Annotated in this window: 13 protein-coding genes and 1 tRNA gene; all 14 read left to right on the forward strand. The window is 65.8% G+C overall.

Translation table 11 applies throughout. The features are described from left to right. Positions 1 to 75: 75 nt before the first annotated feature. Complete coding sequence (locus tag ABSH63_RS09035) at positions 76 to 1371, forward strand: amidohydrolase (RefSeq protein ID WP_352889147.1); 1296 nt, start codon at positions 76 to 78, stop codon at positions 1369 to 1371. After that, complete coding sequence (locus ABSH63_RS09040; RefSeq protein WP_352889149.1) at positions 1368 to 2480, forward strand: PA0069 family radical SAM protein; 1113 nt, start codon at positions 1368 to 1370, stop codon at positions 2478 to 2480. Before ABSH63_RS09035 ends, ABSH63_RS09040 begins: the two co-directional genes overlap by 4 nt. 119 nt (positions 2481 to 2599) lie before the next feature. Next, positions 2600 to 3730 carry a glutamine-hydrolyzing carbamoyl-phosphate synthase small subunit gene (carA, locus tag ABSH63_RS09045; protein ID WP_352889150.1) on the forward strand — a complete coding sequence of 377 codons (1131 nt, stop codon included), beginning with the start codon at positions 2600 to 2602 and terminating at the stop codon, positions 3728 to 3730. 10 nt (positions 3731 to 3740) lie between these two features. Then, on the forward strand, positions 3741 to 6980 hold the full coding sequence (gene carB / locus ABSH63_RS09050) for a carbamoyl-phosphate synthase large subunit (RefSeq protein ID WP_352889151.1): 3240 nt from the start codon (positions 3741 to 3743) through the stop codon (positions 6978 to 6980). 73 nt (positions 6981 to 7053) lie between these two features. Further along, positions 7054 to 7530, forward strand: a complete 477-nt coding sequence (greA, locus tag ABSH63_RS09055; protein ID WP_352889152.1) for a transcription elongation factor GreA — start codon at positions 7054 to 7056, stop codon at positions 7528 to 7530. Positions 7531 to 7604: 74 nt separating this feature from the next. Beyond that, the gene (gene rlmE, locus ABSH63_RS09060) at positions 7605 to 8234 is read left to right on the forward strand and encodes a 23S rRNA (uridine(2552)-2'-O)-methyltransferase RlmE (RefSeq protein WP_352889154.1); all 630 of its coding nucleotides are present in this window, start codon (positions 7605 to 7607) and stop codon (positions 8232 to 8234) included. A 57-nt stretch (positions 8235 to 8291) separates the two neighbouring features. Then, positions 8292 to 10217, forward strand: a complete 1926-nt coding sequence (gene ftsH / locus ABSH63_RS09065; RefSeq protein WP_352889156.1) for an ATP-dependent zinc metalloprotease FtsH — start codon at positions 8292 to 8294, stop codon at positions 10215 to 10217. Positions 10218 to 10273: 56 nt separating this feature from the next. Beyond that, positions 10274 to 11113: a dihydropteroate synthase gene (gene folP, locus ABSH63_RS09070; protein ID WP_352889157.1), complete on the forward strand. Its 840-nt coding sequence runs from the start codon at positions 10274 to 10276 to the stop codon at positions 11111 to 11113. Continuing rightward, on the forward strand, positions 11110 to 12447 hold the full coding sequence (gene glmM / locus ABSH63_RS09075) for a phosphoglucosamine mutase (RefSeq protein ID WP_352889159.1): 1338 nt from the start codon (positions 11110 to 11112) through the stop codon (positions 12445 to 12447). The genes folP and glmM overlap by 4 nt, the downstream gene beginning before the upstream one ends. A 21-nt stretch (positions 12448 to 12468) precedes the next feature. Then, on the forward strand, positions 12469 to 13239 hold the full coding sequence (tpiA, locus tag ABSH63_RS09080; RefSeq protein WP_352889161.1) for a triose-phosphate isomerase: 771 nt from the start codon (positions 12469 to 12471) through the stop codon (positions 13237 to 13239). Positions 13240 to 13268: 29 nt separating this feature from the next. After that, a complete protein-coding gene (gene secG, locus ABSH63_RS09085; protein WP_434223262.1) occupies positions 13269 to 13625 on the forward strand; it encodes a preprotein translocase subunit SecG in 357 nt (118 codons plus the stop codon). A gap of 59 nt (positions 13626 to 13684) precedes the next feature. Beyond that, positions 13685 to 13769 (forward strand) — tRNA-Leu (locus tag ABSH63_RS09090). Positions 13770 to 14103: 334 nt separating this feature from the next. Continuing rightward, positions 14104 to 14832: an SDR family oxidoreductase gene (locus ABSH63_RS09095; protein ID WP_352889163.1), complete on the forward strand. Its 729-nt coding sequence runs from the start codon at positions 14104 to 14106 to the stop codon at positions 14830 to 14832. Between the two features lie 72 nt (positions 14833 to 14904). Further along, the coding region (locus ABSH63_RS09100; protein WP_352889165.1) for a DUF3450 family protein at positions 14905 to 15159 on the forward strand (255 nt) is incomplete at its 3' end.

Consider the following 15159-nt stretch of genomic DNA (forward strand, 5'->3'; position numbering starts at 1 on the left):
ATCTGGGGGCGAGTGTATGAGTCACAGGGGCGGGGGGTAAACTCGGGGGATTCCCCTGCAGTTCGAGGTGAGGCGATGACGGCAGGCATTCGCGGCATGGCAGCGCTGTTGGTTTTCGGCTGCGGGCTGGCCGAGGCGGCGCCGGACTGGTCGGCGGCGGCCAGCGACATCGAGGCGCGTGTGATCGCGCACCGCCGTCATCTGCATCAGTATCCGGAACTGTCGAACCGCGAGTTCGAGACCGCGAAGTACCTGGCTCAGCATCTGCGCGCACTGGGCCTTGCGGTCGAGACCGGCATCGCCCACACCGGCGTCGTCGCCGTACTCGAAGGCGACAAGCCGGGCAAGACCGTGGCGCTGCGCGCGGACATGGACGGCCTGCCGGTGACCGAGCAAACCGGCCTGCCGTTCGCGTCCACGGTCAAGACCACGTACGACGGCCGCGAGGTCGGCGTCATGCATGCCTGCGGCCACGATGGCCACATGGCGATCCTGCTCGGCGTCGCCGAGCTGCTGGCCGCGCGCAGGGCCGAGTTGCCGGGGACGGTCAAGTTCATCTTCCAGCCGGCCGAGGAAAGCCCGCCGGTCGGCGAAGACGGTGGCGCCAAGCTGATGGTGGAACAGGGCGTGCTGAGTACCGCACCGAAGCCGGACGCGATCTTCGGTCTGCACCTGCTGTCGATGTACGAATCCGGGCAGGTCGGCTGGCGCAGCGGCGGCATCATGGCCAGTGCCGACGACCTGCGCATCGTCGTGCACGGCAAACAGACCCACGGCGCCGCGCCGTGGCTGGGCATCGACCCGGTGGTCGTCGCCGCGCAGATCGTGCTCGGCCTGCAGACTATCGCCAGCCGGCAGATGGCGTCCACCGAGGCGCCGGTGATCGTGACCATCGGCAAGGTCGACGGCGGCGTGCGCGACAACATCATTCCCGACCGCGTCGAGATGAAGGGCACGCTGCGCGCGCTCAACGAGCCGATGCGCCGCGACCTGCACGCGCGCGTCAAGCGCACCGCCGAGAAGATCGCCGAGTCCGCCGGTGCGCGCGCCGAGGTGTTCATCGCCGAGCGTCATGCCTATCCGGTCACCTACAACGATCCGGCGCTGATGCGCAGGATGCTGCCGTCGCTGCAGGACGAATTCGGCGAACGCTTGATCGAGGCGCAGCCGATTCTCGGCGCCGAGGACTTCTCGTTCTTCCAGCGCGAGATTCCGGGCTTGTATCTGTTCGTCGGCATCCGTCCGTCGGACGTGCCGGCCGAGGACTTTCCGGCCAATCACTCGCCGAAGTTCACCATGGACGAGGCGGCGCTGGCCGTCGGCGTGCGCACCTTGTCGCGGCTGGCCTGGGATTATCTGGCGGCACCATGAGCCCGGCGTCGGATGCGGGCGAGGATGGCGTCGGTCGCGCGCGGCGGCTGGTCAAGGGGCGTGGCAGCACCCTCAACCCGGAAGGACGCTTCGAGAAGTCGTCTCGCGAGGGTTTCGATGATGGATGGAATCTCGGCGATGAAGAGCGGCCATCTCCCGAAACCCAGCTTTTCATCGATCACGCGCGCAGCATCATCAGCCGCAACGACTCGCCGGACATTCCGTTCCGGCAGTCGGTCAATCCGTATCGCGGGTGCGAGCACGGCTGCATCTACTGCTATGCGCGGCCGGCGCACGCCTATCTCGACCTGTCGCCGGGTCTGGACTTCGAGACCAAGCTGTTCTACAAGCCCAACGCCGCCGCGCTACTCGAACGCGAGCTGCGCAGGCCCGGCTACGTGCCCGAGTGGATCTCGCTAGGGGCGAACACCGATCCGTGGCAGCCGGTCGAGCGTAAGCTCGGCATCACCCGCAGCCTGCTCGAAGTGCTGGCGCGTTTCCGCCATCCGGTCGGCATCGTCACCAAGGGGGCGGCGCTGATCGAGCGCGACATCGACCTGTTGACCGATCTGGCTCGCGACGGCCTGGTCTTCGTCGCGATCTCGGTCACGACGCTCGATCCGGCGCTCAAGCGCATCCTCGAACCACGCGCCTCGGCGCCGGCGACGCGCCTGCGGGTGATGCGCAAGCTCGCCGACGCCGGCATCCCGACCATGGTGCTGTTCTCGCCGGTGATTCCATACGTCAACGACGCCGAACTCGAGCGCGTGCTCGAAGCGGCGCGCGATGCCGGCGCCCGGCGCGCGAACTACGCGGTGCTGCGGCTGTCGCACGAAGTCAAAGATCTGTTCCGCGACTGGCTCGACGCGCACCTGCCGCTCAAGGCTGCGCACGTGATGAGCCTGGTGCAGCAGATGCGCGGCGGCCGCGACTACGATGCGGACTATGGTCAGCGCATGCGCGGGCAGGGGGTGTATGCCGACCTGATCGCCCAGCGGTTTCGCAAGGCCTGCCAGCGGCTTGGCCTGAATCGCGATGGTCGATTCAAGCTGTCGACGGCGCATTTTCGGGTTCCGCCAGCAGCGGGCGATCAGCTCCCGCTGTTGTGAATGTGCGGCAAGATTTCCGTGGACGGGCCGGGGATGAATCCCTATAATGCGCGTCTAATCCTTGAACGGGGGCGCAAGCCCCCGTTTCAGTGTGTGACGACCGGATTAGAAACAACCCCATGCCAGACCTCAAACCGGCCTTGCTCGCGCTCGCGGACGGCTCCATTTTCTCGGGCGTTTCCATCGGCAGTGACGGTCAGACGGTCGGTGAAGTCGTGTTCAACACGGCGATGAGCGGCTATCAGGAGATCCTGACCGATCCGTCCTACCGTCAGCAGATCGTCACGCTGACCTATCCGCACATCGGCAATGTCGGCACCAATCCGGACGATGCCGAATCGGATCAGGTCCACATCGCCGGTCTGGTGCTGCGCGAGGTGCCGCGGCCACCGAGCAACTTCCGTTCGACGCAGGACTTGCGCGCCTATCTGAAGGCCAACAAGGTCGTCGCCATTGCCGGCATCGACACGCGCCGGCTGACGCGCATCTTGCGCGACACCGGCGCCCAGAGCGGCTGCATCGTCGCCGGTGGACGCATCTCCGAAAAGAAGGCGCTGGAGGCAGCGCGGGCCTTCGGCGGTCTCAAGGGCGCCGATCTGGCCCAGCTCGTCACCTGCGAAAAGCCCTATCGCTGGACACGCGGCTCCTGGCAGCTCGAAACGAATCGCGAGATCGAGCGCGACGACGGCAAGCACCACGTCGTCGTCTACGATTTCGGCGTCAAGCGCAACATCCTGCGCATGCTGGTGGACCGCGACTGCCGCGTGACCGTGGTCCCGGCCAAGACCAGCGCCGCCGAGGTGCTCAAGCTCAAGCCGGACGGTGTGCTGCTGTCGAATGGTCCGGGCGATCCGGAACCCTGCGACTACGCAATCAAGGCCGCCCGTGAATTGATGAGGAAGCGGATGCCGATCTTCGGCATCTGCCTGGGCCACCAGATCCTGGGCCTCGCCGCCGGCGCGAAGACGCTGAAGATGAGCTTTGGCCACCACGGTGCGAACCATCCTGTGCAGGACCTCGAAACCGGCCGCGTGATGATCACCAGCCAGAACCACGGCTTCGCCGTCGACGAGGCGAGCCTGCCGGCGAACGTAAAGGTCACGCACCGCTCGTTGTTCGACGGCTCCAACCAAGGCATCCGCATCACCGATGCGCCGGCCTTCAGCTTCCAGGGCCACCCGGAGGCTAGCCCCGGCCCGCACGACGTCGGCGAGCTGTTCGACCGCTTTATCCAGATGATGCGCGCCTGATCCAAGCCTCATGCCCAAGCGTCAAGACATTCAGAGCATTCTCATCATCGGTGCCGGCCCAATCGTCATCGGCCAGGCCTGCGAGTTCGATTATTCCGGGGCACAGGCCTGTAAGGCGCTGCGCCAGGAGGGTTACCGGGTCATCCTCGTGAACTCCAACCCGGCGACGATCATGACCGACCCGGAGATGGCCGATGCGACCTACATCGAGCCGATCCGCTGGCAGGCGATCAAGAAGATCATCGAGAAGGAGCGCCCGGACGCGCTGCTGCCGACGATGGGTGGCCAGACCGCGCTCAACTGTGCGCTGGATCTGGTTCGGCACGGCGTGCTGGACAAATACGGCGTCGAGCTGATCGGCGCCAAGGCGGAGGCGATCGACGTCGCCGAGGACCGGCAGAAGTTCCGCGACGCGATGACCGAGATCGGGCTCGGTTCGGCTCGGTCGGGCATTGCGCACACCCTGGACGAGGCGCGGGCGATCCAGGCCGAGATCGGCTTTCCGGTGATCATCCGTCCGAGCTTCACGCTCGGCGGCACCGGTGGCGGCGTCGCTTACAACGTCGAGGAGTTCGAGGAGATCGTCGCCCGCGGCCTCGACCTGTCGCCGACCACCGAGGTGCTGATCGAGGAGTCGCTGCTCGGCTGGAAAGAGTACGAGATGGAGGTGGTCCGTGATCGCAAGGACAACTGCATCATCGTCTGCTCGATCGAGAACCTCGACCCGATGGGCGTGCACACCGGCGACTCGATCACCGTCGCCCCGGCGCAGACGCTCACCGACAAGGAGTACCAGATCATGCGCAGCGCGAGCATCGCGGTACTGCGCAAGATCGGTGTCGATACCGGCGGCTCCAACGTGCAGTTCGCGGTCAACCCCAAGGATGGCCGCCTGATCGTCATCGAGATGAATCCGCGCGTGTCGCGCAGTTCGGCGCTCGCGTCCAAGGCCACCGGCTTTCCGATCGCCAAGATCGCCGCCAAGCTCGCCGTCGGCTATACACTGGACGAGCTGCAGAACGACATCACTGGTGGACGCACGCCGGCGTCGTTCGAGCCCAGCATCGACTACGTCGTCGTCAAGATTCCGCGCTTCACCTTCGAGAAGTTCCCGCAGGCCGATTCGCGCCTGACCACGCAGATGAAGTCGGTCGGCGAGGTCATGGCGATCGGTCGTAATTTCCAGGAGGCCTTGCACAAGGCGATGCGCGGCCTGGAGATCGGTTCCGAGGGTTTCGAGCCGCAGGTGGCACCGGAGCACGGAACATACACTCCGGAGTCGATCAACCATATCCGTGCCGAACTCGCGATACCGCGCGCCAAACGCCTGTGGTACGTCGGGGATGCGTTCCGCGCCGGCATGAGCCTCGACGAGGTGCACCAGCTCTCGAAGATCGATCCTTGGTTCCTCGAACAGATCGCCGAACTGATCGCGACCGAGCAGTCGCTACGCGGTCAAAAGCTGTCCCAGCTCGATGCGGCGACGCTGCGTCGCTGCAAACGTCTGGGTTTTTCCGACGCACGTCTGGCGAAGCTGCTCGGCGTCAAGGAAGAGTCGGTGCGCCGCGCACGACTCAAGCACGGCATCCGTCCGGTGTACAAACGCGTCGACACCTGCGCGGCCGAGTTCCCGACTGCGACCGCCTATCTGTACTCGTCCTACGACGAGGAATGCGAGGCGCAGCCGAGCGCGCGCGACAAGATCATGATCCTCGGCGGTGGCCCCAACCGTATCGGCCAGGGCATCGAGTTCGATTACTGCTGCGTGCACGCCGCGCTGGCGCTGCGTGAAGATGGCTTCGAAACCATCATGGTCAACTGCAATCCGGAGACGGTGTCGACCGATTACGATACCTCGGATCGCCTGTACTTCGAGCCGCTGACCTTCGAGGACGTGATGGCCATCATCGACCTCGAAAAGCCCAAGGGCGTGATCGTGCAGTTCGGCGGTCAAACGCCGCTCAAGCTCGCGCGCCGCTTGGAGGCGGCCGGCGCGCCGATCATTGGCACGACGCCGGACGCGATCGATCTGGCCGAGGATCGCGAGCGGTTCCAGAAGCTGGTGGACGAGCTGGGGCTGCTGCAGCCGCCGAACGGCACCGCGACGTCCGAAAAGCAGGCGCTCGCGGTGGCCAAGAAGGTCGGCTACCCGCTGGTCGTACGTCCGTCCTACGTCCTCGGCGGCCGCGCGATGGAGATCGTGCACGACGACGAGGATCTCAAGCGCTACATGCGCGAGGCGGTGCAGGTCTCGAACGACTCGCCGGTGCTGCTCGACCGCTTCCTCAACGATGCGATCGAGGTCGATGTCGATGCGCTCGCCGACGGTCACGACGTGGTCATCGGCGGCATCATGGAGCACATCGAGGAGGCCGGGGTGCATTCCGGAGACTCGGCCTGCTCGCTGCCGGCGTACTCGCTGCCGAAGAAGATCCAGGACGAAATCCGCAGGCAGGTGGTCAAGCTGGCCAAGGCCCTGCACGTGGTTGGGCTGATGAACACCCAGTTCGCGGTGCAGGACGGCAAGGTCTACCTGCTGGAGGTCAATCCGCGCGCTTCACGTACCTCGCCCTTCGTGTCCAAGGCGACCGGTCGGCCGCTGGCCAAGATCGCCGCGCGCTGCATGGTGGGGCGTACGTTGAAGTCCCAGGGCGTGACCCGTGAAGTCGTGCCGCCGTACTACGCGGTGAAGGAATCGGTGTTCCCGTTCAACAAGTTTCCGGCCGTGGACCCGCTACTGGGGCCGGAGATGCGTTCGACCGGCGAGGTCATGGGCACCGGCGCGCATTTCGGCGAGGCCTTCCACAAGGCGATCCTCGCCGGCGGCATGGACATCCCGCGCGGCGGCCAGGCGTTCATCTCCGTGCGTGATCACGACAAGAAAAAAGCCGTGGAGTTGGCGCGCATCCTGGTCGACAAGGGCTTCCGCGTCTTTGCGACGCATGGCACCGCGGCGGCAATCCAGAAGGCCGGCATCGCCTGCGTGGGCGTGAACAAGGTCAAGGAGGGCCGGCCACACTGTGTCGACATGATCAAGAACGGCGAGATCCAGTTCATCGCCAACACCACGGAAGGCAAACAGTCGATCGAAGAGTCGCGCTCGATCCGCGCCTCGGCGATCCAGAACAAGGTCTGCTACTTCACGACGATCGCCGGCGCGCTGGCCGCCGCCCAGGCCATGGATCACCTCGACCGGCTCGACGTCAACCGCCTGCAGAGTTTGCACGCCGGGTGCCAGTCGGTACCATAGTAAGGCCGATCATGCGTCGTTTTTGCCCGCCGCCGTGCTGCGGCCGGCTTTGTTTTTGCCAGAAGAATCAATGATGAACAAGATCCCGATGACCGCGCGGGGCGCCGACAAGCTGCGCGAGGAACTGCGTTACCGCAAGAGCGAGTTGCGTCCGAAGATCATTGCTGCGATCGACGAGGCCCGCAAACAGGGTGATCTGCGCGAGAATGCGGAGTATCACGCGGCGCGGGAGCAACACGGTTTCAACGAGGGGCGGATCCAGGAAATCGAATCCAAGCTCAGTTCCGCGCAGATCATCGATGTCACTCAGATTCCGCCTTCCGGTAAAGTGATCTTCGGGGTCACCGTGGACTTGGCCGACGCCGACTCCGGCGAGCAGCTACGCTATCAGATCGTCGGCGAGGACGAGGCGGACGCCAAAAGTGGTCTGATTTCGGTGAACTCGCCGATCGCACGCGCCTTGATCGGCAAATCCGAGGGCGACGTGGTCCAGGTCGTCGCCCCCGTTGGTGCGCGCGAACTTGAAATCGTCAAAGTGCACTACATATGAGGAGCATCGGGCGCCGCTCAAGCCGGTGCTTCGCGAACCGGTGCTGATCCCTACCATTCGGGTGCCCGCTTGCCATGACACAGAAACGTCGTCCCAGCTCGGCTCGCTGGATCGCCGAGCACGAAGCCGATCCCTACGTGCTGGAGGCCCGGCGACTCGGGCTGCGCTCCCGTGCAGCGTTCAAGCTCAAGGAGATCCAGGAGCGCGACCGCATCTTGAAACCCGGCCAGGTGGTCGTGGATCTGGGCGCGGCCCCGGGCGGCTGGAGCCAGGTCGCACGGCCGCTTCTGGGCAGCCGTGGGCAGCTGTTCGCGCTCGATCTTTTGCCGATCGAGCCGATACCCGGGGTGGACATCATCCGCGGCGATTTTCGCGAGGATGCCGTGCTGCATCGCCTGGAGATCCGGGTCGGTGATCAGATGGTGGACGTGGTGCTCAGCGACATGGCGCCGAACATCACCGGCATCGACAGCGTCGACCAAGCGGCGAGCATGCATCTGTGCGAGCTGGCGCTGGAGTTCGCCAAGGCGCATCTCAAGCCGCGCGGCACGCTGCTGGTCAAGGCCTTCCACGGCGAGGGCTTCGACGCTTACGTTAAGGCCTTGCGCGAGCATTTCGACAGCGTGGTCACACGCAAGCCCTGTGCATCGCGGTCGCGCAGCAGCGAGGTGTATCTGCTGGCGCGCAACTTTCGCACGGTGTAGTGTTCTGATGGCAGGGCATGGGCTGCGTCGCGTGCCGGTGTAACAAGAGGAACTGCGTTGAACGATCTGGCAAAGAATCTGCTGCTCTGGGTAGTGATCCTCGTCGTCTTGATGAGTGTCTTCCAGAGCTTTTCGACGCGTTCGCGCGGTCAGCCCGAGCTCGCGTACTCGGAGTTCATCAACCAGGTCGAGAGCGGTAACGTCGCCGAGGTCTACATCGCGGGTCAGGTCATCCGCGGTGAACTGCGCGGCGGCGCGCGTTTCGTGACCATCAGCCCGGAGACCGACAACCGGGCGATGATCGGTACCCTGCTGGAGAACAAGGTCAAGTTCACCGGCGAGGAGCCTGCGCGTACGCCGTGGTTCCTGCAGCTACTCTTCAATGCGTTTCCGGTGCTGCTCTTGATCGCCGTGTGGATCTACTTCATGCGGCAGATGCAGGGCGGTGGTGGCGGGCGCGGCGCGCTGTCGTTCGGCAAGAGCCGTGCGCGCATGCTCAACGCCGATCAAGTCAAGGTCACGTTCAACGACGTGGCCGGTTGTGAGGAGGCCAAGCAGGAAGTCGCCGAGCTGGTCGATTTCCTCAAGGATCCGGGCAAGTTCCAGAAGCTGGGCGGAAAGATCCCGCGCGGCGTGCTGATGGTCGGCCCGCCGGGAACCGGCAAGACGCTGCTGGCCAAGGCCATCGCCGGCGAGGCCGGTGTGCCGTTCTTCACGATCTCCGGTTCGGACTTCGTCGAGATGTTCGTCGGTGTCGGTGCTTCGCGCGTGCGCGACATGTTCGAACAGGCCAAGAAGCACGCGCCGTGCATCATCTTCATCGACGAGATAGACGCCGTGGGCCGACACCGCGGCGCGGGCCTCGGCGGCGGCCACGACGAGCGCGAGCAGACGCTCAACCAGTTACTGGTCGAGATGGACGGTTTCGAAGGCAACGAGGGCGTGATCGTCATCGCCGCGACCAACCGCCCGGACGTGCTCGATCCGGCGCTGTTGCGTCCGGGCCGCTTCGATCGCCAGGTGGTCGTGCCGCTGCCGGACGTGCGTGGCCGCGAACAGATTTTGAAGGTGCACATCCGTGCGGTGCCGCTGGCCGACGACGTCAAGCCGGAGATCATCGCGCGCGCAACCCCGGGCTTTTCCGGTGCGGACCTCGCCAATCTCGTCAACGAGGCCGCGCTGTTCGCCGCGCGTGCCAACAAGCGCCTGGTCGATCAGGACGATTTCGAGCGCGCCAAGGACAAGATCATGATGGGCGCCGAGCGCCGCAGCATGGTGATGTCCGAGGACGAGAAGCGGCTCACCGCCTATCACGAGGCCGGGCACGCGATCGTCGGCTTGTCCGTGCCCGAGCACGATCCGGTCTACAAGGTCACGATCATCCCGCGCGGCCGTGCGCTCGGCGTGACCATGTTCCTTCCTGAGGAGGACCGCTACAGCTACACCCGGCAGCGCCTGAACTCCCAGATCTGTTCGCTGTTTGGTGGGCGCTTGGCCGAAGAAATCATCTTCGGCGCCGACAAGGTGACGACTGGGGCCGCCAACGACATCGAGCGCGCCACCGAGATCGCGCGCAACATGGTCACCAAGTGGGGCATGTCCGACAAGCTCGGTCCGTTGTCCTATAGCGAGGACAACGGCGAGGTCTTCCTGGGCAAGAGCGTGACCCAGACCAAGCACGTCTCCGACGATACGGCGCATGCGATCGACGAGGAGGTGCGCCGGGTCATCGAGTCCAACTACCAGCGAGCCAAGAAGATCCTGCTGGACAACATCGACAAGCTGCACGCGATGGCCGACGCGCTCATCAAGTACGAAACCATCGACGCGGAGCAGTTGCGACGCATCATGGCCGGACAGGATCCGGGGCCGCCCGAGAGCTGGTACGATGGCACTCGCCCCGGCGGTAAACCCAAACCGGCGTCCGAGCCGACGCCGCAGACCACCAGCCCGCCGCCACCGAAACCGGCGAGTCAGATCTGACCGATACCGGCGCCGCTGCGCTCTGCGGGGTGTGCGCCGTGCCTCGGCCTTCGACGATGCAGCTCGTTCTGCCGCACCGCGTTCTCGACCTGAGCGAGCCCTGCGTCATGGGCGTGCTCAATGTCACGCCAGACTCATTCTCCGACGGCGGTCGACATCAAACGCGTGACGCCGCAGTCGCGCACGCGCTGCAGATGGTTGCGCAGGGTGCGCGCATCGTCGACATCGGCGGCGAATCGAGCCGACCGGGCGCAAGTCCCGTGTCCGAGGAGGACGAGCTGGCGCGGGTGATCCCGGTGGTCGAGGCCTTGCGCGCGTGCAGTGACGTGGTGATCTCGGTGGACACGACCAAGCCCGCGGTGATGCGCGCGGCCTGCGCCGCGGGCGCCGACATCATCAACGACATCAACGCACTGCAGACCCCGGGCGCGCTCGAGGTGGTGGCCGATGCCAAGGTAGCGGTGTGCCTGATGCACATGCAGGGGCGGCCGCAGACCATGCAGACCGCGCCGCGGTATGACGATGTCGTGCGCGAGGTGCGTGAGTTCCTGGCAGCGCGCATCGCTACCTGCCGCGCCGCCGGGATCGGCGCGGACCGGATCGCGATCGACCCCGGCATCGGCTTCGGCAAGACGCTAGAGCACAACCTGACCCTGCTCGCCAATCTGCGCGCCTTGCAGATCGACCCGCATCCTTTGCTCGTCGGCGTGTCGCGGAAATCCATGTTCGGTCAGCTGCTCGGCCGCCCCCTCGATCGGCGCCTGGCCGGTAGTCTCGCCGCCGCTGCTATTGCGGTCTGGCAGGGGGCGGCTATAGTGCGCGCCCACGATGTGGCCGAAACTGTCGACGCGATCCGCACGGCCACCGAAATCCGCAGGAGGGGGGCTGCGCCTTGACTCGCAGGTACTTCGGCACCGATGGCATCCGCGGTCGCGTCGGCGAGCCGCCGATGACGCCCGAGTTCGCGCTCAAGCTCGGCTGGGCCGCGGGGCGCGTGCTCGGCGGGGGTGCGCGCGCCCGTGTGCTCATCGGCAAGGACACGCGCCGCTCGGGCTACATGTTCGAGTCCGCGCTGGAGGCGGGTTTCGCGGCGGCCGGCGTCGAATCGGAGCTGCTCGGCCCCTTGCCGACGCCGGCCGTCGCCTACCTGACGCGCGCCCTGCGTGCCCGCGCCGGCGTGGTCATCTCGGCCTCACACAATCCGCATCACGACAACGGCGTCAAATTCTTCGGCGCCGATGGCAGCAAGCTCAGTGATGCGATCGAGCAGCAGATCGAGGACATGCTCGATCGCCCCCTCGAGTGCGTCGCGCCGGAACGTTTCGGGCGCGCGCGCCGCATCGAGGACGGCGCCGGCCGTTACATCGAGTTCTGCAAGAGCAGCTTCGGCGATCGCAGCCTCGACGGCCTGTCGCTGGTGCTCGATTGCGCCAACGGCGCCGCGTACAAGGTCGGCCCGGCCGTATTCGCCGAGCTGGGGGCGGATGTCGACGTCATCGGCAACACCCCGGACGGGCTCAACATCAACCGTGACTGCGGATCGACCCATCTGCAGGCGCTGCGTGCGCGCGTGGTCGAGCGCGGCGCGGCGCTGGGCATCGCACTCGACGGCGACGCCGATCGCTGCCTGATGGTCGATGCCGAGGGCCGCGAGATCGACGGCGACCAGATCCTCTACGTGATCGCCTGCGCGCGCCTGGCTGCCGGCACTTTGCAGGGGCCGGTGGTCGGCACGTTGATGTCCAATCTCGGTCTCGAACACGCGCTGCGCGAGCGCGGCGTCGAGTTTCGGCGCGCACAGGTCGGCGACCGCTACGTGATGGAAATGCTCAAGGCCAGCGGCGGCGTGCTCGGCGGCGAAACCTCGGGACATACCATCTGCCTCGACCGCACGACGACCGGAGACGGCATCATCACGGCCTTGCAGGTCCTCGCGGTGCTGGTACGCGAAGGTCGTTCAATCGACCAGTGTGTCGCCGGCATGCGCAAATACCCCCAGGTCCTCATCAACGTGCCAGTGAACGGGCGCGCGCGTGAGATCATGGATAAGCCCGAGATCCGCGCAGCGCAGGCAGACGTGCTCGCACGCATCGGCGACCGCGGTCGTCTCTTGCTGAGGCCGTCGGGGACTGAGCCGCTGATTCGCGTGATGGTGGAGGGGCAGGACGCTGCCGAGACCAGGGCGGCGGCCGAGTATCTGGCCGACTGTGTGCGCACAGTCTGCGGCTGACGACGACAGGACACGAGATCGATGAAGCGAAGAGCGCTGGTGGCCGGCAACTGGAAGATGAACGGCTCGCACGATTTCAACGCGAGCCTGGTGCGCGAGATTGTGCTCGAGATCAAACGCTTCCCCGACATCGACGTGCTCGTGTGTCCGCCGGCGCCCTATCTGGACGCCGTGGGCCGTCAGCTTGCGGGTAGCGCGATCCAGCTCGGTGCGCAGAACCTGTGCGAGCAGCCAAAGCCGGGGGCTTTCACTGGCGAGATCCACGGCGGCATGTTGCGCGACGTGGGGTGCGCCTATGTCATCGTCGGGCACTCCGAGCGCCGTGCGCTGTACGCCGAGACCGATGCGCGCGTCGCACAGAAGTTTGCCGTGGCGCTCGCGTGTGGACTCACACCGATCTTGTGCGTGGGCGAGACGCTGGACGAGCGTGAACAGCACCGCACCGAGGCGGTCATCGCCCGCCAGCTGGCTGCCGTGATCGAGGACAGCGGGATCGCCAGCTTCAAGCAAGCGGTCATCGCCTATGAGCCGGTGTGGGCGATCGGCACGGGCAAGACGGCGACCCCGGCGCAGGCCCAGGAGGTGCACGCCTTCATCCGTGGCCAGTTGGCGGCGGCAGATGCTAGAATCGCAAATTCGACGCGGATTCTCTACGGTGGCAGTGTCAAGGCCGAGAATGCGCAGTCACTGTTCAATTGTCCCGACGTCGACGGCGGCCTCATCGGAGGGGCGTCATTGAAGGCGGACGAGTTCGTGGCGATCTGTGCGGCCGCGCAGTCGCGCAGCAAGTGAGATTCAAAAAAATCATGTATACGGTATTGGTGATCGTGCAGGTGCTGACTGCCGTCGGGCTCATCGGCCTGATCCTGTTGCAGCACGGCAAGGGGGCCGATGCAGGGGCCGCCTTCGGCAGCGGTGCCTCCGGCACGGTCTTCGGTGCGCGCGGCTCGGCCAATTTCCTGTCGCGTGCCACGGCGTGGCTGGCCACGGTGTTCTTCGCTGTGAGCCTGGCTCTGGCCTACCTCGTCCATGGCGAGCGCGAGGCGGCTTCGGTGATCGACCGCATCCAACCTGCGGCTGCCCAAACCGCACCGGCCGAGGCCAGCTCCGCTGAGGCTCCACCGACCCAAGCGCCCGCGGTCGAGGCGTCCGAGCCGGCCCCGATCATTCCCGACTGAGCACCGCAGACAAAGGGCGCGACAAAACACGCGGTCGACGCTAAACTGCGCGCCCCATCGCCCACGTGGTGGAATTGGTAGACACGCTACCTTGAGGTGGTAGTGACGAAAGTCGTGGGAGTTCGAGTCTCTCCGTGGGCACCAACGCAAGCTCGGGCCAAGCCTGGCCAATCCGATAACCCCGCTTCCACGCGGGGTTTTTCGTTGGTGCGGCGGGTGCGGATCGTGTCGGCAGCCGGCGAGGCGATCGCGGTCTGCCCGCTTTGTTGAGGGCTGAACTGTCTCTTGACCAGAACCGCACGCGCCGTTGTGCGGAGCCCGGCGGCATCCCTACGCTGGGAACCGTAATCACGGCCCCGCCAGGGTTCTTTCGACGACGTTCCATGTCCACGGTGTGCCAACGGCGCAGACACGCACAGAATGCGATGCAGCGGGTCGTGCGTGACGTACGCAAACTGCCGGATCGTGGTGTCGCGGCATGAGTGTCGGATCGGCGTGGGCAGCGGCGCCCGCGGTCGTCGTCACGGGCGCGTCGCAGGGTATCGGCGCTGCGATCGCAGAGCGCTTCGCGACCTGCGTACCCGGTGTGCGGCTGGCACTGGTCGCCCGCGATCGCCAGCGCCTTGAGGCCGTCGCGGCGCGTTGTGCGTCGACTGGGGCACAAGCCATCGTGCTGTCGGCCGATCTACTGGAAACGGCACAGGTCGAGCGCATGGCCGGGCAGGTGTTATCGAGCTTCGGGAGCGTCGACGTGCTGGTGAACAATGCCGGCCGGTGGCGCGGCGGCGCGGTGCACGAGATGTCGGTTGGCGATTTCGCTCTGACCTTGCAGGAAAACCTGGTCAGCATGTTCGCGGTGACGCGCGCCTTCTTGCCAGCAATGCTGGCGCGCGGTCGCGGCGATCTGTTCTTCGTGTCGTCCACGTCGGGGCTAGAGGGGCTGGCCAACAATGCTGCGTACTGTGCTGCCAAGCATGGTGTCGCCGGTCTGGCGAAGGCGGTGCGTGCGGAGCTTGCTGGGCGGGGTTTGCGCGTTTGCTGCGTGTATCCGGGTGCGACCGACACGCCGACCTGGGACGGCTCTGGCGTCGATCGCGCGAGCCTGATAGCCGCGAGCGATGTCGCGCAGATGATCGTGGAGGCGCATCGACTGTCGGGTCGGTCGATGCTGGAGGAGCTGATCCTGCGTCCTGTCGCGGGGCGTTGATCGGTGGATCGTTCGTTTCGTTTGGTATGTCGAATGGCATGGCGGCGAGTCGCCGTTTGGAGGAGGCGGTGCATGCATCAAGGTGATGACTCGGTTGCCCGACGCGGGCTCAGGGCGGTGGCCGTCGCGGCGCTGCTGATCGGCCAGTCGGCTTCTGCCGCGACGGTCCCCGAGGTGATCGACGCGAGCAACGCGTGGCTAGTGGCGCAGGCGCAGAGTCAGCGGCGCGTGGACGATCTGGGGGAGGAGCGGCGGGGCCTGGCGGAGGAATACCGGACGGTATTGCGGGAGATCGAGGGTCTGGAGGCGTACAACCGTCAGCTCGAG

Source organism: Sinimarinibacterium thermocellulolyticum (assembly GCF_040327995.1).
Classification (GTDB): domain Bacteria; phylum Pseudomonadota; class Gammaproteobacteria; order Nevskiales; family Nevskiaceae; genus Solimonas; species Solimonas thermocellulolyticum.